The organism is Chitinibacter bivalviorum, from assembly GCF_013403565.1.
Lineage (GTDB): Bacteria > Pseudomonadota > Gammaproteobacteria > Burkholderiales > Chitinibacteraceae > Chitinibacter > Chitinibacter bivalviorum.
The window spans coordinates 3,343,688-3,366,028 of the sequence record NZ_CP058627.1 but is presented as its reverse complement, the minus strand read 5'-3'; the positions used below and the strand labels follow the sequence as shown (position 1 = coordinate 3,366,028).

Here is a 22,341-nt window from a genome sequence, read left to right as displayed (position 1 = left end):
CGCCTCAAGCCAGAATGAAATGGCCAGCGTCAAAACGCCACGCCAATTCAACCAGATCATTATCATCAAAGAATTTGGCGCGCCCAGGCGCCGAATTTGGCAACATGGTTTCCACCAACATACCGTTATCGAGCTCGACGATGTAAATCGTTACATCGCCCAAATACAGGCAATCGTGGACCTTGCCTTTGAAATGTACTTCGTCGGCATCATCACTGGGCAAACTAGCGCCCAATTTGATTTTTTCGGGCCGCAAAGTAAGGCAACCACTCTGCCCCACTTGCGCACCAGCCACAGGCAAGGTTTCGGCAATCCCGACGCCCGCGATTTCGACTTGCATACGATCATTACCAATCGACTTAATCGTGGCATCGAGCAAATTACACTGACCAATAAAATCAGCCACGAAACGGCTTTTTGGATAGCTATAAATGGTTTCTGGCGCATCCAGTTGCGCCACTTCGCCTTTATTCATCACCGCAATCCGATGCGACAAAGCCAGCGCTTCACCTTGATCGTGGGTTACATACACAAACGTGATGCCGACTTCTTTTTGCAGATTAATCAATTCAATCTGCATTTCTTCACGCAGCTTGGCATCGAGCGCGGAGAGCGGCTCATCGAGCAATAATAGGCGCGGACGATTAACCAGCGCACGTGCAATTGCAACGCGTTGACGCTGGCCACCTGATAATTCATTCGGAAAACGGGTGGCAAATTGCGTTAAGCGCACATCATCGAGCACTTCGGCTACGCGAGTCTTAATGTCTTCAGGCGACACATTGGCCATTTTCAATGGAAACGCGATGTTTTGCGCCACAGTCATATGTGGGAAAAGTGCGTAATTCTGAAATACTGTATGCACTGGGCGTTTTTCTGGCGGCACGCCAGCAACATTAACGCCATCAAGTACGATCTCACCTGAATCAGGCTGCTCAAAGCCCGCCAGCATCCGCAATAATGTTGTTTTGCCGCAGCCAGAAGGGCCCAGCAAAGTAAAAAACTCACCCGCCTCTACCGCGAGGCTGACGTGGTTAACCGCCGTAAAATCACCAAAGCGTTTTACAACATCCCGAATCTCAAGCAGCGCCATGATTATCCTCACGAAAAAGCCGCGTTATTCTAACAAAAGTCGCCCTCCCACAACATGGGGAAAACCGATGACTGAGCAATACAATTCACGTTTTTTATCTCTAGAGCAAGAAAAATGCCGCTGACTTCGCCCAATCACGCGCACTTGGCCTAAAATGAAACACTCAGCCATGTGATTAAACTAAATGGCTACCCTGTATTGATCCTTTTCAGCAGACAGACCACAAACTTGGAAACTCGCGTTCACGTACTTGATTTGCAATTAGGCCTCTATGTCACCGAGTTAGATCGGCCATGGCTAGACACGCCGTTTTTATTGCAAGGTTTTTTAATCGAGAGCCAAGCTCAAATTGAGCAATTGCGAGAATATTGCGAGAACGTCAAGGTTGATTTAAGTCGCTCTACCGGTGGTTTGGCGCGATGGAGCTCATTGGTTTCCAGCACATTGAGCCATGGCGCTGAATCATTTTCAGCGCCGACCATCACAGCGCTGGTTCAGCCACAAATGGACGAAAAAGATCGTCGCGAACGCATCAATGTTTTACGTGAATTACGGCAGTTATTTTCCCGTTTTCGCAGCAAAAACAAATCTGACGCCAAAGGCACTGTACCGTTTGTTGGATCGATTGTACTGTACGAGCAGGAAGATCAGGTTGAAGTAGAGCTACCCAAAGCGCAAGCGATTCACCTCGCATCACGCGAATTCATGCAAAGCATGATGAAATCAGTGCGCCAAGAATTGCAGCCCAAGATTGAGGAAGCCACCAGTATTGTCAACGATATGGTGAACTCCATCATTCGTAATCCCAATGCGCTGCTGCTGCTCACGCAATTGAAAGATCGAGATCAATACAGCTACTCACACTCGATTGATACCGCCGTTTACCTGCTCGCATTTGGCCGCCATCTCGGCTACCCGGTCGAAGAATTACAAAAACTCGGGCTGGCTGGTTTGATGCTCGACATCGGTAAAGTCAAACTCCCCGAGGAACTGCTTAGCCGTACGGGCCGTTTTACCCAGGGGGAATTCATGCTGATGAAAACCCATGTCAAACACAGCTTGGACATTCTGGGTCAAATGGATAGCGTGCCAACCGATGTGTTTGATATGGTTGCACGTCACCATGAACGTTACGACGGCAGCGGCTATCCCAACGGATTGAAAGCAGAGGAAATCGGCATCTTTGGCAGCATGGCCGGGATTGTGGACTGTTTTACCGCGCTCACCAGTGAGCGCAGCTATTCCGACGCCAAACCGCCGCATGAAGCGTTGCAATTACTCTACAAGTGGAGCGAGCGCTATTTCCACCCAGCCTTGGTGGAGCAATTTGCGCAATGTATTGGGATTTTCCACGTTGGCACTTTGGTCGAATTATCAACCGGCGAAGTCGGCATCGTCATTGGTCAAAACCGCGTCCGGCGGCTTAAACCCAAATTAATGATTATCTTGGGCAGTGATAAAAAACCCTATGCGCAACCCCATACGCTGGATTTGATTACCAATCCAAGTGCCCCCAATGGCCTGCCAATTTCCCTCAGACGCGAGCTCTCTCGCGGCGCCTACAATATTGATCCTCGAGAGTATTTCTTGGAGTAAACAATGACCCAGCCGCGCCAAAACAATCGCACCGAACAAACTATCACGCCGCGGCACTTACTCGACGAATGCATTACCCAAGGGATTGAGTTATCCGCCCCTGATAAGCAAACAGCCGTCATTTACCTCGAGCTTAGGCATCTCCATCCTGGCCACTATCGTGATCAATTGCTTGAACTGATGGTCGAGCGGGTGAGTAGTTTATTGCGCCCTACCGACCGCTTATTCCAGCTCGACTCTCATTCCATCTTGCTACTGCTCAATCAGCTCAGCGGGCTGAGTCATGCCATCTTGGCCGCCAATCGCGCCCAAAACACATTATGCGAAGTGGACGAGAATGAACTGCGACTTCACCCCCTGATTGGAATCGCGCTCGCGCCCGAACATGGCAAAAACGGTGAGAATCTGATCGATGCCGCCAAAATTGCGGCGCATCAATTTGCTCAAGACCACATCGGTATCTATGACCCAAATCGGGATTGGCTTGGACAACAGCTTGCTCGGCTTGAATCGCCATTACGCGAAGCACTGCACCAAAATCGTTTCCATCTGGTATTTCAGCCCCAAATATCCAAACAAGGCCTCCGCGTCGTCGGCTTAGAAGTCCTGCTGCGCTGGGAAGACGAGCTGCTCGGTGCCATTTCCCCGTATGAAATCATCAGTGTGGCTGAACATCTGGGCTTGATGGATAAACTAACACACTGGGTCATTCAAACGGGATTACGCAATTTCGCCCAGCTCAGGCAAAGCGGCTATGTGGGCAATATGAGTATTAACCTTGCGCCAAATAATTTGCGTGACCCACATCTGGCTGGGTTTATCTCCAATGCGTTAGCCGTCTGGAGCGTTCCGGCTGAAAAAGTAATTTTTGAAATCACCGAGTCGGCCGTTATTGAAGAATTTGAATTGGCACTAAAACAGCTACATCAAATCAAAGAAATGGGCTGCAAACTGGCTCTCGATGATTTTGGTACCGGTTATTCTTCACTCGCCTACCTCAAGCGTTTACCGATTGACGAGTTAAAAATCGACCGCAGTTTTGTGATGAATTTGGCCGAGAGCGTCGAAGATCGCGCCATTGTCCAAAGCGTCATCGAGTTGGCTCATCGTTTGAAATTGTGGGTTACTGCTGAGGGCGTTGAAGATGAAGCCGTCAAAGATGTTCTGCATAACTATCATTGCGACGTCATTCAGGGCTTTTTATATAGCAAGCCGCTCACATTGAACGACACTTTAAATTTCATCCAGCAGCGAGCAATTCTATGACCATGCAATGGCCGCAATTACTGAGTGCCCAGCGTCTCGGCGTCGATGATGCCGAGCCCATCGACATCGAAGCGGGGCGCAGCAATTACCATAAAGACCATGATCGCATCGTATTTTGCTCGCCATTTCGTCGCATGGGCCGCAAAACGCAAGTCCACCCGATGACCGAAAATGACCACGTGCATACCCGGCTCACGCACAGCATTGAAGTGGCCTGCGTCGGTCGCAGCTTAGGCGTACTGATTGGTGAGCGCTTGCAAGGCGAGCTCCCTGCACACATTACACCCTATGATTTGGGTGGCATTGTACAAGCCGCTTGCCTGGCTCACGACATTGGCAACCCACCATTTGGGCATGCTGGTGAATATGCTATTCGCGACTGGTTTCGGCGCCCCGATCATGCCTATTTAATGCAAAATCTAAACCCAGCAGAACGGCGCGATCTGACGACCTACGAGGGAAACGCCCAAGGTTTTCGCATCATCACCCAACTGGAAAACCATCGTTTTGAAGGCGGCCTGCGCCTGACGTATGCCACCTTGGGCACCACACTCAAATACCCGTGGACCAGCGAACACGCAGGCGGCAAAGGTAAATTCAGTTGCTACGAAACTGAGCACGACATTTTGGCCCACGTCGCCAAAACGCTAGGCTTACCCCAAATAGCCGAAGGTAAATGGGCCCGTCATCCCCTGTCCTACCTGATGGAAGCGTCTGATGATATTTGCTACGCGATTCTCGATCTGGAAGACGGCATTGAAATCGGAATGCTGCCCTACGAAACCGTTGAGCCGCTCTTAATGAAAATCTGCGGTGGCGAGCGTAGCTTGCTCGAAATGGAAGTTGCCGCAGCCCCTTCGACTCGGCGCAAAATATCCCTGCTGCGTGGCAAAGCAATTGATCGTTGTGTGCGCGAAGTCGCCAATACCTTTATGGCCAATTACCAACGTTTGATGGAAGGCACTTATCAGGGCGATCTGCTCAACGATTGCCCCTACACCATGCGACAAGGCATTAACGAAGCCAAGCAATTAGCCCGCGATCGCATTTTTAATGAGCGGCGTAAAATTGAAATCGAGGTTGGCTCGTTTACCTGTCTGGATATTTTGCTCGACGCATTTTGCAAAGCTTCGTACGAGCTCAAAGTCAGTCAGCACATGCCATTTCGCATGAAACGGGTCCTCGATCTCATGGAATACAATGTGCCGCGGAAAGAGTGGCCGCTGTACGAAAGCTATCGCCGAGTACTCGATTTTGTCGGCGGCATGACCGATAACTACGCGACTTATTTGGCACAACAAGTCGGAGGCATGGGTAGATAGGGTATATCACTAAAGGCCTTTATTAAATTGGCCCCTATAAAAATACCTAGCGCCCAATTAAATCCAGCACCGCATCTACCGAAGGAATCTGGCCATTCCCACCCAAGGAATGCGCCTGTGGGTTCCACGCAGGATGGTAAGTAGCGGAGTCTGTCACGGTATACAGCGCAATGGTCGGTTTATTGAGGCTTTCTGCCAGATGCGTCATGCCTGTATCAACACCAATCACCCACAGCGCCCGATCAATCAGGCCGGCAATTTCACCGACCGTCATCTTGGGTGCGACAACCGCTCGTGTGAGACGCACAGCCAAGGCTTGGGCAAACTCATACTCGTGTGGCGCCCCCCATGGCAGAACGGCAGCAATACCGTGGTCTTCTAAATCTTTCAGTACCGCTTCCCAAGCTTCGATTGGCCATGTTTTTTCAACCTTTGATGCCGCATGAAAACACATAACGTATGGCTTTTGCGGTAACCATTCCGGTTGAAACGGTGCTGGCCTCAAACCAAAATCAGGCTGCCCCGTCACTTGATAACCCAAAGCTAAACCCGCATACGAGCGATACCAATCCACCGCCGGCAAAGTCGCATCGGGGCTCACTTGCCGATCATAGGCATGCCGTGACACTTGTTCACCCAAGCGATAATTCGGTGGCCCAATTATGTGCTTGGCTTTGGCCACTTTGCTCAATAGCGCACTTTTAATCATGCCATGGCAATCGAGCACGACATCGTAATGCTCTGTGCGTAGTTCTCCGATTGCTCGCAACAGATTGCGGCTAGCTTGCATCAATTTCTGTTTTTTAATTCCGCGTAAAGGCACGCCAATTACGCGATCAATCGCAGGATGCAACGCAGGCAAGGCCGCAAATGATTCATCGACAACCCAATCAATTTTGACATCAGGAAAATGCTGGCGAATATCGGTAATCATCGGCAACGCAAATAAAACATCGCCTAAAGAGGTGATTTTAGAAATCAGAATGCGCTGCATGCAACAACCGTAGGTAAGAGTCAACTCGACGAGAGCGCCAGTTTAACCGACAATCGCGCCTCAATTCATCTCAGTCAAATCACATGCGACAATATAAATGGCTCAGCGCGGCCCTACTTTGCATCATTTTAAATGGCTGCGCCGTGGTGACCACCACCGCAATCGTTGGTGCAGCGGCGATTAACGCGACAACAACCGTCGTTGGCATTACTTTTGACGCAACCAAAACGGTTGCTACTGGCGCGATGGCTGTGGGTGAATATGCTTATGATGCGGCCAACCGGCCGACCGCCAGCAGTACCGCCCAATCGGCAACACCCAAAGTAAGCGCCATCGAGACGCCGCAACCAGCAATCAGCACGCCCTATACCGAGTAGCCCCCCCAATGACGGAGTATAAAAAAAGCCCATCGCATGCGATGGGCTTTGATTTAAATGGATACGCTTACTTGCAAGCGCCCATATCTTTCCACACTCCCCACTGGCTAGCAGGATCTGGCTTCTCACCTGTCGTCCACCATTTATTCTGGTAGTTACGACCTGCATAGCTCACTGTATTGCCTGGGTTGGCATACACTTTGGCGCTATCCCAAGCGGCTACACACGCATTCGTTGCCGGAGCCGTGGCTACAGGCGTTACGATAGGAGCAGGGGTTGGTGTTACAACAGGCGCTACCGTTGGTTTCGGTGTCACAACGGGCGTCGGCGTGCTCGGCGCAACCGTCGGTTTCGGCGTCACCACCGGAACGGGGGTAACAACGGGAGCTGGAGTTGGCGTTACGACTGGAGCAGGAGTAATCACCGGCGCTGGAGTCGGTGTCAGCGCTGGTGCAGTTGTTGGCTTCGGCGTTACGCCAGCCGGGGCTGCAATATCCACTCGGTAGATATAGTCTTGACCATTACGGCTATACACGCGGTTATCTTGTGCATTTTGCACTGGCGCAACTGCGCCATTAGCTTGCAATACACCCACGCTGACAAACTTCGACGTGCCATTCACTTTCTGCGCCAAGAAATACGGCCAGATGTTCATTTGCGTCAGGTCAGCCCCAGTTTGCGCATCAAAATCAGCCACAATTTGTGCTGATTCCAAGTCCACACCGTTTTTATCAAACAGACGGAAAGTCACGGTCGACTTTTCGGCCAGATTGGCTTGCGCACGCAATTGGCCCAGTTCTTTGTACGTTGAAATCGTGCCAGGGAAATTTACGTCCGAGCATGAGTAAAATGCTTCGGCACTATCACTACGCTGCCAAGTGACGAAGATAATGTGTTTGCCGGTTTTCTTTGGCAAAGTACACGACATTTTGTAGCGTTTATCGGCGCTAATGACGGGTAGATTTTTGGCTTTATCGCTAAATTTGCAGAAACCTTCACCATACACGCCTTCCAGATCACTCCACGACAAGGCTTGATTGGGGTTCCAACCGTCTTTAGTTACATAAAACACCCAGTCGGTCGTGGCATGGGGCGCTGGCGCGTTAAACGTGAATTCAAATTTGCCATTGGCATCGGGCGCAATATTCGTTGCAGACCAATCAGTCCGTGGCAGATTAAGACCCGCGTAGTTGGCCTTACCACCTGCACACAATTGGCCATCAGGCACAAAACCTTTGTGGTTGCCCGCTGGCAACTGATTTACACCAGACCAATCGTACAAAAACTGCGGGCCTGATACAGCAACCGCAGCCTGGCAAGCGGCTGATTTTGGATTTTCCGGGCCTTCGTTAAAGCAGCTTAAAACGCGGCTCACCGGGACTTCCATTGAGCCATGCGCTAAGACCAGCTGGCTAGTCGCCAGCAAACCGAGGCCGAGCGCAATACGGATGGGCAGAGCACGCCCATTGCGTTGTTTTTGCATTGTCTTCTCCATTAAGTGGCAGGCATCAATACGACTGAACAATATTCTTTGTTCTTTCCGTATATAAGCGTTTGATTTTTTAGTATTTTTAAGCGAAAAATCGAGATGAAATTTCGCGGTCAAAATTTATCATGCCAAAGAAAGAAATGACAAGGGCAAATCGGACTAGGGGTATTACTTATCTATGAAGTAGAACACAGTGGTATTTTAATTATTTTCAAATCAATACCTTCAGCTACCAATTTAGCAATTGATTGCCATAGTGTTTCAACCAGGCACGCTCAGCTTTCCAGTTCGGGCAAACTTGCGCGACGATCGCCCAAAACCGGGCAGAGTGGTTCATCTCGGCCAGATGAGCCAATTCGTGAATGATGACGTAATCAATCACACTCGCCGGGGCCTGCATCAAGCGCCAATTGAGTCGTACAACACCTTTTGAAGTACAACTTCCCCAGCGCGTGCGTGCGGACGACAGAGCGGTTTGAGTCGGATACAAATTCATTCGCGCCGACCAGACTGCAATGCGCTCGGCAAAATAGGGTTTGGCGCTGCGCTGGTAAAATCGGGCCAAAGCGTCGGGTATTCGCGCGTCGTTCGCGGCGCATAGAAATAACACGTCGTCTGTGAGCTTGCCGCGTAAAGCCGGCTGCAAATTGCGCTGCTCACCGAGCCACCATACCGCTTCGCCCCACGCTAATTTGGGTGCGGGGTCGGCAATCACCCGCGCTTCGCGCTCGGCCAGCTTGGCTTGAATCCACGCCAGTTTAAGTCGAATCACGCGCTCGGCCTCGGCCAAGGGCGCACGTTGCGGCAGAATAATCGTCAGGCCCGTGGTATCGATTTTCAAACCGATACTGCGTCGGCGGGCACTGCGTTGCACTTGGTAGGGTATATGGCCAGAGGCCAATTGGAAATTAGCCTGCAAAGCCATACTCACTCAGGCTTTTGATAGCAAGGGCCGCGACCAGTAATTTGCGCCATCTCGCCCTCAATCCAGCCTTCAACCTCATTAATCAGCGCCAAGGAATTTTTACCCTCAGGCAAAATCGGTTTACCAATTCGCACGGTAATTTCGCCGGGCCATTTGCAGAAGGAATTTTTCGGCCAGAATTCACCCGAATTCATCGCGACCGGCACAATCGGCACATCCAGATCTTTGGCCAGTCGTGCGCCACCTTGTTTATATTGCCCGCGCTCGCCCGGCTTAATGCGCGTGCCTTCGGGGAAAATCACAATCCACAAGCCTTTATTCAGGCGATCACGCCCCTGCTCCATCAATTGCCGCTGCGCCTGCGCACGCTGACCGCGATCAATTGCAATTGGCGATGTTGCTGCCAAGCCCCAACCGAAAAATGGGATTTTGAGTAATTCGCGTTTGAGCACCCATACTTGCGGCGGGAAAATCAATTGCAGAGCCATCGTTTCCCACGCCGATTGATGTTTGCACATAATCATTGCCGGGCCGTGCGGAATGTTTTCTGCACCTTCTACTTTAAAACTCAAACCACAGGTGATTTTGAGCCAAGCAAACATCAGGCGTGACCACCAAGCGATCACGGCATTTCGCGTCACCGCGGACAGCGGAAAAATAAACAAGGCAATCAAAGCAAAGATGGGCGTTAAAACCAGCAAACCCAAGCTATATAAGGCAGAGCGAAAACGGACCATTGAGATGCTTTTAGAAAGTAAATCGATTATTCATAGAAACTGAGCGTTTAATTTGCCAGCAAAGCATCGCAAACAGCCGCCAAGTCATCAAAAACCCAAGTATCAGGTGGCAAATCAGCCGATGCTTCCGATTTGCGGCCATTTCCCGTCCGTACCAAAATCGGCTTGCCACCCGCAGCAACAATCGACTGCAGATCACGGATCGAATCGCCCACCATCATGCAGTCTTCAATATCAACCCGGAAGCGACGCGCAATGTCGAGCACCATGCCTGGCGCAGGCTTGCGGCATTCACAACCCGCATCGGGCGCATGAGGGCAAAAGAAGATCGCATCAATATGCCCACCCGCATTGACGACGGCGCGGTGCATTTTGGCATGAATATTATTGAGCATGGCAATGTCGATAATGCCGCGGCCAATACAGCTTTGATTGGTCGCCACCACAATCGTCCAGCCCGCACGGGTCAGCTCACCGATGGCTTCCAAACTACCCGGAATCGGAATCCATTCGTCGGGCGATTTGATAAAGTCAGGGCGATCTTCATTAATCACGCCGTCTCGGTCCAGAATCAGTAGCTTGATTGCTTCATTTTTTACCGCAGCCATCGAACTCCCCATGCATCCGCATTAGACAACATTCATTTCTCAAACTACCAAGCCAGTGCCGCGCCAATTAGGCTACGACTTCATCTGCGGCACTGAGCTTGTCGATCGAGCTTAATCGGCCAACAGTGATAATTCAGCCACGCGATTCATCAATTCAGCCAAGGCGCTGAGCAAGGCCAAACGGTTGCCGCGTACTGCCAAATCATCAGCCATCACCATCACGCCATCAAAGAACGCATCCACCGGCGCTTTCAAGGCCGCAAGTTGTTTCAAGGCCTTGGTAAAGTCATTCGCCGCCAGCGCGTCATTCACTGGACCTTGCACCGCTTGCAATGCCGCGAACAGCTCTTTTTCCGCCGCTTCTTGCAACAAGGCCGCATTCAGCGCTGGCACTTCGCCTTCGACTTTTTTCAGGATATTGCGAATACGCTTGTTCGCCGCCGCCAAGGCCGCTGATTCTGGCAAGGCTTTAAATTCTGCTACCGCAGCCAAACGCACTGTCACATCATTAATTTGCGTTGGTTTAAGCGCCAATACCGCATCGATATCTGCTGCTGGATATTCAGCAGCCAGCAGGTTTTTCAGGCGATCGAGCATAAAGCCGTACAAGCCTTCCACCGTGCCCTCAGCAATCAAACCCGCTGGGAAGCTCGCTGCGGTCGTCGACAACAACACTTTCAAATCAAGTGGTTGCACTAAGGCCATGCGCAATACACCCAACGCGGCGCGACGCAGCGCGAACGGGTCTTTATCGCCAGTTGGAATCAAACCAATGCCATAAATCCCCACCAAGGTTTCGAGCTTATCCGCCAGTGAAACAGATTGGGCAATTGCGCCTTCAGGCAGGGTATCACCTGCAAATTTAGGCTTGTAATGGGCTTCAACAGCATACGCCACCTCAGTATCTTCACCATCATGCTTGGCGTAATACTGCCCCATTATGCCTTGCAGCTCAGGGAATTCGCCCACCATATCGGTCGACAAGTCAGCTTTGGCCAAATACGCAGCACGCGTGGTTTTTGATACATCGGCGCCCAGCAGCTTGGCGATTTCGCCAGCAATGCTTTCCAAACGCGTCACGCGTTCAAGCTGCGAGCCAATCTTGTTGTGGTAAACCACATTGGCCAATTTGCCGACGCGGGTATCGAGTTTTTGCTTTTTATCTTGCTCAAAGAAGAATTTGGCATCCGACAGGCGCGCACGCAATACGCGCTCGTTGCCGTTGATGATGTGGCTTGGATCGTCGGTTTGCAGATTCGACACCAGCAAGAATTGATTCATCAATTTGCCGTTCTGGTCGAGCAGCGGGAAATATTTCTGATTTTGTTGCATCGTCAAAATCAGGCATTCCTGTGGCACTTGCAGAAATTCAGCTTCAAAGCCTGCCGCCAACACCACAGGCCATTCAACCAGTGCAGTGACTTCATCAAACAGCGCGTCATCCGCTGCAATCGTGGCGTTCAATTTGGCGGCAGCTTCGTTCAGTTTTTCGCCGATCAAAGCACGGCGTGCCGCGAAGCTGGCGATCACTTTGCCTTCATCGTGCATCTGACGCGCATAGCCTTCAGCACTGTTAATGCTGATGTCGCCATTCGACAAGAAACGGTGACCGCGTGTGATGCGCCCTGATTCAAGGTGCAGCACTTTACCGGCAATCACGTCAGAGCCGTGCAACATCGTCAGACCGTGCACTGGACGAATAAACTGACCTTCACGATCAGCCCAACGCATCATTTTTGGCGCAGGTAGTTTTTTCAGCGTTGCCGCCACAATGTCACTCAACACCGCCGCGAGCGCTTCACCGGCTTTCACCGAGCGGAACACATACACATCTTGTTTGCCATCGTGCACGGTTTCTAGGCTTTCAACCGCTTCAGGGGCGAGGCCGCACGAGCGCGCAAAGCCAAGTAATGCCGGGCTAGGCTTGCCGTCTTTCATGCCTGCAGCCACCGCTGGGCCGCGTTTTTCGATGGTTTGTTCTGGTTGTACTGCAGCGACATTGGCGATCGTCACCGCCAAGCGGCGTGGGCTGGCGAAGGTGACTGCCTCGGCATCAGCAGCGACAAAGCCCAATTTCACCAACTCAGCAAAAATGCCGTCCGCAAAAGCCGCGCCCAATTTAGGCAGCGCTTTCGGTGGCAATTCTTCGGTAAAGAGTTCAATCAGTAATGTTGGATTCATTTATATCTAGCTGCCGCGCAGCCACCTCTTAATCGTTGAACAAAGCCCAGTAGCGGGCTTTGACTTACTCTTGCTCAGCTGCGTCTTTGGCAGCCATCATTTTGCAAATTTGGTTGACGAAATCTTGCCCAAAGGTCCCCGGCTCGGGCTGGCTAAACTCCCACTCAAAGCCCGGTACATCATAGCGCGCGACTTCTTCATCATCTTTGTCATTCATCGAAACTGCGGTACCCGCCATTTTCCCTGAAGGACAATCAATCACCATCCGCGAATACTTGTAGCGATATTTGCCTTTCGAAGTACCGTCGATCTGATCTTCATTAAAGCGCTGCACCATCCAGACAAAGGTGTAATTTTGTTTGGCATAGTCTTTCTCGTGCTTGATTGAATTCACATCGACCAAGGTCTCAAACTCAGGCATTTTGCCGTAACTGCGCCAATCGACATTTTTATATGGCACCGGCGGCGGGCCCTTCATGCCGTCGTCAAACTTACCGCAGCCGACTAGTGGAAATAGCAGCAAACCGATCAGTAGACGACGCATAAATCGCTCCTATTACATCTGAATTAGCAAGCCTTAAACCGCAGGCGCACACATTGGGAAACCCAAAGCCTCGCGAGAATCATAGTAGGCCTGAGCCACCAGACGCGCCAAATTACGCACACGACCGATATACGCTGCACGCTCAGTCACCGAAATCGCGCCACGCGCATCGAGCAAGTTGAACATGTGCGAACATTTCATCACCATCTCAAAACCTGGCAGCGCCAAGCCACCTTCGATCAAGCGGCGCGCTTCCGATTCAAAGTGATTGAATTGATCAAACAGGAAAGGCACGTTTGATTGCTCGAAGTTGTAGATTGATTGCTCGACTTCGTTTTGGTGGTAAATATCACCGTAGGTGACTTTCTGGCCATTTGGATATTCGGTCCAAACGATGTCGTAGATATTATCTACCCCCTGGAGGTACATCGCCAGACGCTCGACACCATAAGTGATCTCGCCCAATACCGGCTTGCAATCGAGGCCACCGACTTGCTGGAAGTAAGTAAATTGCGTCACTTCCATGCCGTTGAGCCACACTTCCCAGCCCAAACCCCAAGCGCCCAAAGTCGGGCTTTCCCAGTCGTCTTCGACAAAACGCACGTCGTGTACTTTGGTATCAATACCGAGGTATTCGAGCGAGCCCAGATACAATTCCTGGATATTATCTGGCGATGGTTTCAACGCCACTTGGTATTGATAGTAATGCTGGCAGCGATTTGGGTTTTCACCGTAGCGACCATCTTTCGGGCGACGGCAAGGCTGCACATAGGCGGCATTCCAAGGCTCTGGGCCGAGCGAGCGCAAGAAAGTCGCAGTGTGGAATGTACCCGCACCGACTTCAATATCGTAGGGTTGCAGCAAAGCGCAACCGTGGTCACTCCAGTAGTTTTGGAGCTTTAATAAAATTTCCTGAAAAGTCAGCATGGCTCTCGGGGCGCAACAGCGCGTATACGTTCTCAATATTCGCAATTCTACTTGCTTTTGCCATGGAAAAGCCATGCGTGCTCATGACATACGCCTCACTACAACACGGCATTGCGCTTCTAGCGGTGCGAATGCGACAAAATACCTACGCCGAGCTGAATAAATTCAGGCATTAGGCGCAAGACAAGGGAGGCCAGCTCGTTTATGCTTATTACTTAAATCCCGCCAAATGAAAATGCAGCACGCCATGTTGAAAAAAATCTCCCTCGTCGTTCTCAGCACTTTACTCGCCGCCAGCGCCAGTGCGCGAATCAACCTAGATAGCGTGCGCGAAGCCAGTCGCTCGCGCGATTTAGTGACGCTCGCCAAAATCAGCGAGCAAAGCGTGGGCGACCCGCTGGAAATGTATCCGCGCTATTACTATCTAACGACGCAGATTAATCAAACCGACGAAAACGATGCGAATAACTTTATCAACCGCTACAGCCCAAGCCCTTTAGCGGAAAAATTCCTCGCCGAATGGCTCAAAGAATTGGCTCGCCGCCAAAATTGGAGCCAGTACGAGGCGCTGTACAGCAAAGTCGACAGCCCAAATACCGAGCTGATTTGTCTCAAACAACAAGCGGCGCTCAATCGTGGCGATAGCGCAGGTATCGCAAATCATAAAAACCTTTGGTATAGCGCCAAAGCCTTGCCTTCGGCGTGCAATCCTTTATTTGATGCACTATTCGAGCGCGGCATTCTGAAGGATGACGATATCTGGTGGCGCATTCGTCAGGCGCTGGCTAATAATCAGACTGATTTGGCGCGGCAATTGGCCAGCCGAGTCGGCAGCTCAGAATATTTGGTTCCCAAACCCCCTGTCGTAGTCAAAAAAGGCAAAAAAACCACGACCATCCAGACAGCCAATCTCAACACCGTGAATGCGGCCCCCGAGCGTTGGATCAATGACATCGACACCAGCACTCGCGCTGGGCGCGAATTATGGCTGTTTGCCGTCGAGAAAATCGGTCGCAGCAACCCGAATCAAGCCGCTCGTTTGATTAGCGAACAAAACCACCTCAATGCCGCCGATCAGCAATTTGCCTGGCAACAATTAGGGCTCAGTGCGGCGCGGCGTCTAGTTCCAGAAGCATCGAGCTGGATTGCCAAAGGCAATACCAATGATCTGAATGAAGAAGAGCGCGCCTGGGGTATTCGTGCCGCGCTGCGCATCGGCGACTGGAAAACAGTCGAACAGCGCATCAATGCCCTGCCCGCCGCCGAACAACAAGACAATGCTTGGCGCTATTGGAAAGGTCGCGCATTACTCGCGCAAAACAATGGCGCAGCGGCCAATGCTTTGTGGTTGAGCCTTTCTGAAGACATCGATTTTTACGGCTTGCTAGCGCGCGAAGAGCTCGGCGCGATCTTGAGCGCACCTACCCCCGCCTACAAAGCCAGCAATGACGATGTGAAAGCGATGCAAACTCTACCCGGCATTCAACGCGCGCTCGAATTGAGCAGCCAAGGCTGGCGCGTTGAAGCCAATCGGGAATGGAATTGGGCGATGAAAGGCTTGAGCGATCAACAATTGCTTGCTGCGGCCGAATTGGCGTCGCGCTACCAAATTTACGATCGCAGTATTTACTCGGCGATGCGCCCCAAAACTTTGCATGACTTTAGCCTGCGCTTCCCCATGCCATTTCGCGACCATGTTGAGCCAGCGGCCAAAGCCAATGGGCTCGATCCGGCGTGGGTGTTTGGCCTGATCCGACAAGAAAGCCGTTTTGTACCCGACATTCGCTCTAGCGCGGGCGCAACAGGGCTGATGCAGTTGATGCCAGCCACCGCCAAATGGGTAGCCAAGAAGATGAGCATGAGCGACTTTACGATGAATGATATGAGCGACCCAGCCATCAATCCGCAGCTAGGCAGCTATTACCTCGCCTACTGGAATGAGCGTTTTGGCGGCAATCCAGTCCTTGCCACGGCCGGCTACAACGCGGGCCCCGGCAATGCGGCCAAATGGCGCGGCGAACGCGATTTGGAGGCTGCGGTCTATATTGAAACCATCCCGTTTAATGAAACGCGCGATTACGTCAAAGCGGTACTGACCAATGCAACGCATTACGCGCATAATTTCAGTAATAGCCCGACGCAGCTGATGAAGCGTTTACCTGCGGTGACGGGTAGAAGCACCAATGTAGAGGTGAGCGAACAATGACAAAATCAGTCTTACTCATCGGCGGCTCGGGCTTTATCGGCCGACAAATTGCCGCCAAATTAGCGCAATTGGGCTACCGGATTACAATACCCACGCGTAATCGCGAGGCCGTCAAAACTGATTTACTGGTTTTGCCAGGCTGCGAGATCGTGAATGCCAATATTCACCAGCCAGATGTGCTCGATCGGCTGTGTAAAAGCCAGGATGTTGTGATCAACTTGGTGGGTATATTGCAGGGATCATTAGCTGACTTTGAGCGTAGCCATATACTCCTCACCGAGAAAATCATTGCGGCGTGCAAAACCCATCAAGTGCGTCGCTATTTGCATATGAGCGCGCTCGGCGCCGACGTCAATGGCCCATCCATGTATCAGCGCACCAAAGGTCAAGCCGAGGAAAAAGTACGCGCCAGCGGTCTGGACTGGACGATTTTCCGCCCTTCAGTCGTGTTTGGTGCTCAGGATAGCTTTCTGAATCTGTTTGCCAGCCTGCTCAAAATCGCCCCCTTGGTGCCAATTGGCGGCGCGCAAACGCGCTTTCAACCGGTTTGGGTCGGCGATGTGGCGCAGGCGTTTGCGGTCGCGGTCGATCGCACTGAACTAATCGGACAAACGCTCAGTCTGGTTGGCCCGCACGTCTATACTCTGGCCGAGCTGGTTAAATACACCGGTCAAGTCAGCGGCCATGAACGCTGCGTTATCGGCCTGCCCAACTGGGCAGCGCGCTTACAAGCCACGGCGATGAGCATCCTGCCTAAGCCACCTGTGAGCCATGACAATTTAGATTCACTCAAAGTCGATAACATTGACCCAACAGGGTTTGCGGCTATCCTAGGCTGGCAAGCGACGGCACTCGAAGCCATCGTGCCGACCTATCTGGCCAATCAACATCAGGCATCCCAACTCGATGCCTGCCGAAGTAAAGCAGGACGTTCCCACTAATTTCAAACGGAGTCGAACATGCAATTACTCATTAGCAATTTACCCGCAGACACCAGCGTCGCCGACGTTCACGCGCTATTGACACAGCAAATTGGCGCAGCAGAGCCTCTGGATATTCGCGTTGAATCGGGCGAAGCAGGTCGCAATGCCTTGGCCTTTATTCGCTATCCAGAAGACAGCCCTGAAGCACTCGGCCGGGTGCTAGACGATAAAATCTCTGGCTTGCATTACAAAGGGCATGATCTGGATGCCGCAGTCACTCACAATTTCAAAGGATAAAGACCATGCGCGTGGCCGTTTTTGATAGCAAACGTTTCGATCGCTCTACGCTTGAAGCAGCTAATCAGCTATTTGGCCATGAGCTGGTCTTTTTTGAAGAACGGCTTGGGGCGCACACCGCGCCGCTGGCCGAAGATTTTGACGTTGTTTGCCCTTTCGTCAACGACAAACTCGATCACAAAACAATTTGTCGCCTTGCCAAACTCGGCGTAAAACTCATCGCGCTGCGTTGCGCAGGATTTAATGGCGTTGATCTGGCCGCTGCAGCGGAATTTGATATCCCGGTGACCCGCGTACCCGCCTACTCACCTGAAGCGGTCGCGGAGCACGTGTTTGCTTTATTACTCACGCTCAGCCGCAAAACGCACCGCGCTTACAACCGCGTTCGCGAAGGTAATTTCCTGCTTGAAGGGCTTGAAGGCTTCAATATTCATGGCAAAACCTTTGGCATTTTAGGCTCAGGCAAAATCGGTCTTGCTACCGCCCGCATTGCGCGCGGGTTTGGCTGCAAAGTCTTGGCGTATGACCCGTACCCGCCGAAAAATTGCGATGTGGATTGCACGTTTTTAAGCCAAGCCGAAGTCATGGCAAACAGCGATATTTTGTCGCTGCATACGCCTTTATTTGAAAGCACTTACCATATGATCAATGCCAGCACCCTGGCGACGATGAAACCCGGGGTAGTGATCCTCAACACTAGTCGCGGCGGCTTAATTGACACCAAAGCTGCACTGGCGGCGCTCAAATCGGGTCAAATTGGCGGGCTGGGGCTCGATGTGTACGAGCATGAAGAAGGCGTATTTTTTGAAGATTTATCCGACAGTGTATTAAAAGATGATATTTTGGCGCGCTTAACCACCTTCCCCAATGTGCTGATCACCTCGCATCAAGGCTATCTAACTGGGGAGGCACTGAATAATATCGCGATGACCACATTCCAGAATATCAACGATTTTGCTGCTGGCCGCCCCCTGATCAATGAGGTCAAGGTGGGTGCTTAAGCTCAAAACCAGTCAGGCCATCAGCCCGCAAAAAACGCGTTGGCTACTCACCTTACCGTCGTTTGCTGCCGCCCTGTTTACGCTTGTCTTGGCCGCATTTTTGATCATGACGACCTATACCGAGCGCTCCACGCTCAATACCAGCATGGAGCAGGATTTGCTGTGGCAAAAGCAAGCGCTCAAAATTCGGGTCGACAATATCACGCACCAATTGCGCACTGTCGCAGCCAGCATGTCGACCGATGGGCTCGGCTCAGCCGAGTTTACCGCTCGTACTTTCTCCTTGATGCAAGACTCCCCCGAAATCATTTCGCTGGAGTATCTCGATGAAACCGGCCAGGAGCGCTGGCACACGCCCAATACCCGTGTCGCCGGGCAGCCCGATCTACGCAACCCGCAATTGATTGCCTTGCGCGATTCGATCTTGGATTCGGAACTGGAAAGCAGCTTTAGCAAACTAATTATGGATCGCCCAGATGCGCCGATTATGGCGCTGGCGGTACCCATCAAGCTCAACTACAACGGCCGCCATGTACTGATTGCCCAAGTCAATTTGCGCACTTTGTTACAACAGCAAGTACCGTGGTGGATTGCGCAACGCTACCAGATTAGCTTGTGGGAAAACGAACGCCTGATTGCCGGTAAATTCGAACGCAGTCACGACGCTGGCAAACTCAATCAAAGCATTAATCTTGATTGGCCGCCCAATACGCTGACGCTGACCGCACATATCTACGAGCAAAAACGCAATAACTGGCAAACCGCGCTCACCATCGTCGTCGCGGGGCTGTCCTTGCTGATGCTGGGCTCAACCTGGGCGCTGCGCCGCCATATCAACGAACGACAAAAAGCCGAGTCGCAACTGCGCCAAGAGCAAGCCTTGCGCGAGTCGATGGAAAACTCGCTCGTCACCGGCATTCGCGCCATGGATCTGGAGGGACGGCTGTTTTATGTCAACCGTGCTTTTTGCGAAATGGTCGGCTGCACTCAGGAGCAACTGCTTGGTGCATCCCATCCAATGCCCTATTGGCCGCCCGAAGAAAGCGAGCAATGTATGGCGATTTATCGCGCCATTCTGAATGGCCGCGCCGACAGCACTGGCTATCAAATGCGCTTTATGCGCAGCAATGGCGAGCGTTTTGATGTGCGCCTGTACGCGGCCAAACTGATCGATGGTGACGGGGTGCACACTGGTTGGATTAGCGCGATTTATGACATTACCGAGTTGCAACGCGAACGCGAAGCGCTGCAAGCCTCGCACGAGCGTTTTGTCGCGGTGCTCAATGGGCTGGACGCGGCCGTATCGGTTTCGGATGCCAATACGGGCGAATTGCTATTGTCCAATCGCCATTTTGACAGCGCGTTTAATATTCCCGATCGACACGGTCGCTACTGCAATATTCCTTTTGTTCATCGCAATAAAGGGGCGCCCGTTGATAGCGAATGGTTTGATGATTTCCACCAACATTGGTATCAGGTGAAAAGCCGCAGTAGCGTGTGGGTCGATGGCTCGGAAGTTTGGCTGGAAATCGCCACCGACATTACGATGCTCAAAAACGCGCAAGAGCGCGAGCGCCAGCAAAAAGAGCAGCTACAGCAAACAACGCGCCTGATCAGCATGGGGGAAATGGCGTCAAGCCTCGCGCACGAACTCAATCAACCGCTGGCCGCCATTGCCAGCTACGCCACGGGCTGCCGCAATGTCCTAGCGCAAACCGAGCCGAATATCGCCCAGCTTGATCAGGCGATCGAAAAAATGGCGGCGCAAGCCAAGCGTGCTGGGCAGATTATTCGCGGGATTCGTGAATTTGTGCAGCGCCGCGCGCCGCATCGCAAACGCTGCGAAATCGCCGATCTGCTCGAAACCGTGCAAACATTGCTGAATGCCGAAGTGAAAAAATCGCAAGTCAAACTCACCGTCAGCGATGTTAGCGAATTGCCGCCGATTTACGCCGATGCAGTGATGCTGGAACAGGTTATATTTAACCTAATGAAAAACGCGATTGAAGCCATGGCCGATACGCCCGTGAGCCAGCGCACGCTCGATGTGAATGTGCGACGCGAGCATGACATGCTGGCGGTGACAATAGCGGATCGTGGCACTGGCATTAATCCGGAACAAATGGAACAATTGTTTAAACCGTTCTATACGACGAAAGGCAGCGGGATGGGCATGGGGCTGAATATTTGTCGCTCCATTATCGAACACCATCACGGCCGACTCTGGGTTGAAGCCAATCCACAGGGCGGCAGCTGTTTTAACTTTACCTTACCGCTATCTTTGGAGAGCGAAGCTTATGAGCCCTAACCGCCACATTGCCATTGTTGATGATGATGACGCGATCCGCGACGCATTGTCGTGGTTGTTTTCGACGCGCAATCATTCGGTGCAACTGTTTGCCAGCGCCGAAGAGCTACTCGCCACCTACAACGCCGACGCGTTTGGCTGCCTGATTTTAGATGTGCGCATGCCTGGCATGGGCGGGATGGAGTTGTTTAGCAAATTGCAAGAGCACGCCTACACCCCGCCGGTGGTTTTCCTGACCGGACACGGCGATGTACCGATGGCTGTGGCGGCGCTCAAACAAGGCGCAGCGGATTTCATCGAAAAGCCATTTTCGGATAATGACATTGTCGATTTGGTGGAAGGCTGCCTGTCGATGGACGCACTCAATCGCAGCGAATGGGAAAACCGCACTGCAGTGGACGAGCGTCTGGCGTGCTTAACGCCGCGTGAAACCGAAGTGATGAAGCTCATCCTCACTGGCCGCCTGAATAAGCAAATCGCCGATGATTTGTCGATTTCGATGAAAACGGTCGAAGTGCATCGCGCGCGGATTTTGGAAAAAATGCAGGTCAAAACCGCCATGGAACTCGCCGCGCGCCTACGCGATGCGGGCATCGATGTTAATTAATATGTAACTAGACAATAATTTCCACGCGAAACACCAAGCCGAAGATCCGTACCAGTAGTACGTCGCGGCGAAGTCAGGCAGCGTGGGCGTTTTTTAGTTTATTACCTACCAGATGTATTGCTCTGTAAACTAGTTTTCATGTTATTTACAGAGCAATACCCCAAGCCCCATGTTAATGCTGATTTCGCCAGCCAAAACGCTGGACTACACCACCCCACCCAATACCCCGCAATTTAGCCAACCCGATTTTCTGGCACACTCGGCGCAATTGATCGAGGTGTTGCGCCAAAAATCGCCCGCCGAAATTGGCGAGCTGATGCATATTTCGGATGAGCTATCGGTACTCAATGTTGGCCGCTATCACAGCTGGCAGCCCGACTTCACGCCCGACAATGCCAAACAAGCCGTACTCGCGTTTATGGGCGATGTGTATGAAGGCCTTGCTGCCGCGAGCATGAATCAGGCGCAACTCAATTATCTGAGCCAACATTTGCGCATCCTATCTGGCTTGTATGGCCTATTGCGCCCGCTCGATTTGATGCAACCGTATCGCCTTGAAATGGGCACCAAGCTCGCCAACCCGCGTGGCAAGAATTTGTATGAATTCTGGGGCACGCAGATCACCGATACGATCAATGGCCTAGAAAGTGAAACGATCGTTAATCTGGCCAGCGACGAATATTTCAAATCGGTCAAACCCAAGCTACTCAAAGCGCGGCTCATTACACCGGTATTTGAAGACTTCAAAGGCGGGAAATACAAGATCATCAGTTTCTACGCCAAACGCGCGCGAGGGCTGATGGTGCGCTACGCCGCACTAAATCATATTCAGCAAGCCAATGACCTGAAAGGTTTTGATCTGGATGGCTACCGCCTCGATGAGGCCGTGAGCGAGCCCAATCGCTGGGTTTTCCGCCGTCAGCTTGCAGATTAATTCTGC

At 51.8% G+C, this 22,341-nt stretch carries 20 protein-coding genes and 2 pseudogenes; 13 read left to right on the top strand and 9 right to left on the bottom strand.

Annotated features, from left to right (window positions below):
* Positions 1-4: 4 nt before the first annotated feature.
* Complete coding sequence (locus HQ393_RS15935) at positions 5-1,093, bottom strand: ABC transporter ATP-binding protein (RefSeq protein WP_179356499.1); 1,089 nt, start codon at positions 1,091-1,093, stop codon at positions 5-7.
* A 228-nt stretch (positions 1,094-1,321) separates the two neighbouring features.
* Between HQ393_RS15935 and HQ393_RS15930 the strand changes: the two genes are divergently transcribed.
* Genes HQ393_RS15930 through HQ393_RS15920 form a run of 3 tightly spaced genes read left to right on the top strand, consistent with a single transcriptional unit; the run spans position 1,322 to position 5,277 of the window.
* Positions 1,322-2,689 carry a cyclic di-GMP phosphodiesterase gene (locus HQ393_RS15930; RefSeq protein ID WP_179356498.1) on the top strand — a complete coding sequence of 456 codons (1,368 nt, stop codon included), beginning with the start codon at positions 1,322-1,324 and terminating at the stop codon, positions 2,687-2,689.
* Between the two features lie 3 nt (positions 2,690-2,692).
* A complete protein-coding gene (locus tag HQ393_RS15925) occupies positions 2,693-3,955 on the top strand; it encodes a putative bifunctional diguanylate cyclase/phosphodiesterase (RefSeq protein ID WP_179356496.1) in 1,263 nt (420 codons plus the stop codon).
* Positions 3,952-5,277, top strand: coding sequence for a deoxyguanosinetriphosphate triphosphohydrolase (locus HQ393_RS15920; RefSeq protein WP_179356495.1), 1,326 nt, complete (start codon positions 3,952-3,954; stop codon positions 5,275-5,277). Before HQ393_RS15925 ends, HQ393_RS15920 begins: the two co-directional genes overlap by 4 nt.
* 46 nt (positions 5,278-5,323) lie before the next feature.
* Here the strand turns inward: HQ393_RS15920 and waaC are convergent, their stop codons facing one another.
* The gene (waaC, locus tag HQ393_RS15915) at positions 5,324-6,271 is read right to left on the bottom strand and encodes a lipopolysaccharide heptosyltransferase I (RefSeq protein WP_179356493.1); all 948 of its coding nucleotides are present in this window, start codon (positions 6,269-6,271) and stop codon (positions 5,324-5,326) included.
* Positions 6,272-6,417: 146 nt separating this feature from the next.
* On the opposite strand from waaC, the gene HQ393_RS15910 reads away from it, so the two are divergent.
* Positions 6,418-6,648, top strand: coding sequence for a hypothetical protein (locus HQ393_RS15910; RefSeq protein ID WP_179356491.1), 231 nt, complete (start codon positions 6,418-6,420; stop codon positions 6,646-6,648).
* 67 nt (positions 6,649-6,715) lie between these two features.
* Here the strand turns inward: HQ393_RS15910 and HQ393_RS15905 are convergent, their stop codons facing one another.
* From HQ393_RS15905 to glyQ, 7 genes are all read right to left on the bottom strand, one after another.
* Positions 6,716-8,131 carry a lytic polysaccharide monooxygenase gene (locus tag HQ393_RS15905; protein ID WP_179356489.1) on the bottom strand — a complete coding sequence of 472 codons (1,416 nt, stop codon included), beginning with the start codon at positions 8,129-8,131 and terminating at the stop codon, positions 6,716-6,718.
* A 235-nt stretch (positions 8,132-8,366) separates the two neighbouring features.
* Positions 8,367-9,062 carry a M48 family metallopeptidase gene (locus tag HQ393_RS15900; RefSeq protein ID WP_179356488.1) on the bottom strand — a complete coding sequence of 232 codons (696 nt, stop codon included), beginning with the start codon at positions 9,060-9,062 and terminating at the stop codon, positions 8,367-8,369.
* A 2-nt stretch (positions 9,063-9,064) separates the two neighbouring features.
* Complete coding sequence (locus HQ393_RS15895; RefSeq protein WP_179356486.1) at positions 9,065-9,799, bottom strand: lysophospholipid acyltransferase family protein; 735 nt, start codon at positions 9,797-9,799, stop codon at positions 9,065-9,067.
* 47 nt (positions 9,800-9,846) lie between these two features.
* Positions 9,847-10,383: a D-glycero-beta-D-manno-heptose 1,7-bisphosphate 7-phosphatase gene (gmhB, locus tag HQ393_RS15890; RefSeq protein WP_179358540.1), complete on the bottom strand. Its 537-nt coding sequence runs from the start codon at positions 10,381-10,383 to the stop codon at positions 9,847-9,849.
* 135 nt (positions 10,384-10,518) lie between these two features.
* The gene (gene glyS / locus HQ393_RS15885; RefSeq protein ID WP_179356484.1) at positions 10,519-12,588 is read right to left on the bottom strand and encodes a glycine--tRNA ligase subunit beta; all 2,070 of its coding nucleotides are present in this window, start codon (positions 12,586-12,588) and stop codon (positions 10,519-10,521) included.
* Between the two features lie 64 nt (positions 12,589-12,652).
* Positions 12,653-13,132 (bottom strand): surface-adhesin E family protein, encoded by a 480-nt coding sequence (locus tag HQ393_RS15880; protein WP_179356482.1) that lies wholly within the window; start codon positions 13,130-13,132, stop codon positions 12,653-12,655.
* 33 nt (positions 13,133-13,165) lie between these two features.
* On the bottom strand, positions 13,166-14,059 hold the full coding sequence (gene glyQ, locus HQ393_RS15875; RefSeq protein ID WP_179356480.1) for a glycine--tRNA ligase subunit alpha: 894 nt from the start codon (positions 14,057-14,059) through the stop codon (positions 13,166-13,168).
* Positions 14,060-14,306: 247 nt separating this feature from the next.
* Between glyQ and HQ393_RS15870 the strand changes: the two genes are divergently transcribed.
* The 9 genes and pseudogenes from HQ393_RS15870 to yaaA all read left to right on the top strand — a co-directional run bounded on the left by HQ393_RS15870 (position 14,307) and on the right by yaaA (position 22,335).
* On the top strand, positions 14,307-16,265 hold the full coding sequence (locus HQ393_RS15870; RefSeq protein ID WP_179356478.1) for a lytic transglycosylase domain-containing protein: 1,959 nt from the start codon (positions 14,307-14,309) through the stop codon (positions 16,263-16,265).
* Positions 16,262-17,206: a complex I NDUFA9 subunit family protein gene (locus HQ393_RS15865; protein WP_179356476.1), complete on the top strand. Its 945-nt coding sequence runs from the start codon at positions 16,262-16,264 to the stop codon at positions 17,204-17,206. The genes HQ393_RS15870 and HQ393_RS15865 overlap by 4 nt, the downstream gene beginning before the upstream one ends.
* Positions 17,207-17,224: 18 nt before the next feature.
* On the top strand, positions 17,225-17,485 hold the full coding sequence (locus HQ393_RS15860; RefSeq protein WP_179356474.1) for a hypothetical protein: 261 nt from the start codon (positions 17,225-17,227) through the stop codon (positions 17,483-17,485).
* A 5-nt stretch (positions 17,486-17,490) separates the two neighbouring features.
* The gene (locus tag HQ393_RS15855) at positions 17,491-18,486 is read left to right on the top strand and encodes a 2-hydroxyacid dehydrogenase (RefSeq protein ID WP_179356472.1); all 996 of its coding nucleotides are present in this window, start codon (positions 17,491-17,493) and stop codon (positions 18,484-18,486) included.
* Positions 18,464-19,723, top strand: a pseudogene (locus tag HQ393_RS18155) (PAS domain S-box protein); the annotation flags it as partial. The gene HQ393_RS15855 and the pseudogene HQ393_RS18155, both read left to right, overlap by 23 nt.
* 369 nt (positions 19,724-20,092) lie before the next feature.
* A pseudogene (locus tag HQ393_RS18150) lies at positions 20,093-20,248 on the top strand (histidine kinase dimerization/phospho-acceptor domain-containing protein); the annotation flags it as partial.
* Positions 20,243-20,794, top strand: a complete 552-nt coding sequence (locus tag HQ393_RS18145) for a sensor histidine kinase (protein ID WP_438833126.1) — start codon at positions 20,243-20,245, stop codon at positions 20,792-20,794. The pseudogene HQ393_RS18150 and the gene HQ393_RS18145, both read left to right, overlap by 6 nt.
* Positions 20,784-21,401, top strand: a complete 618-nt coding sequence (locus HQ393_RS15845; RefSeq protein WP_179356468.1) for a response regulator transcription factor — start codon at positions 20,784-20,786, stop codon at positions 21,399-21,401. The genes HQ393_RS18145 and HQ393_RS15845 overlap by 11 nt, the downstream gene beginning before the upstream one ends.
* Positions 21,402-21,570: 169 nt before the next feature.
* The gene (yaaA, locus tag HQ393_RS15840; protein ID WP_179356466.1) at positions 21,571-22,335 is read left to right on the top strand and encodes a peroxide stress protein YaaA; all 765 of its coding nucleotides are present in this window, start codon (positions 21,571-21,573) and stop codon (positions 22,333-22,335) included.
* Positions 22,336-22,341 lie beyond the last annotated feature (6 nt).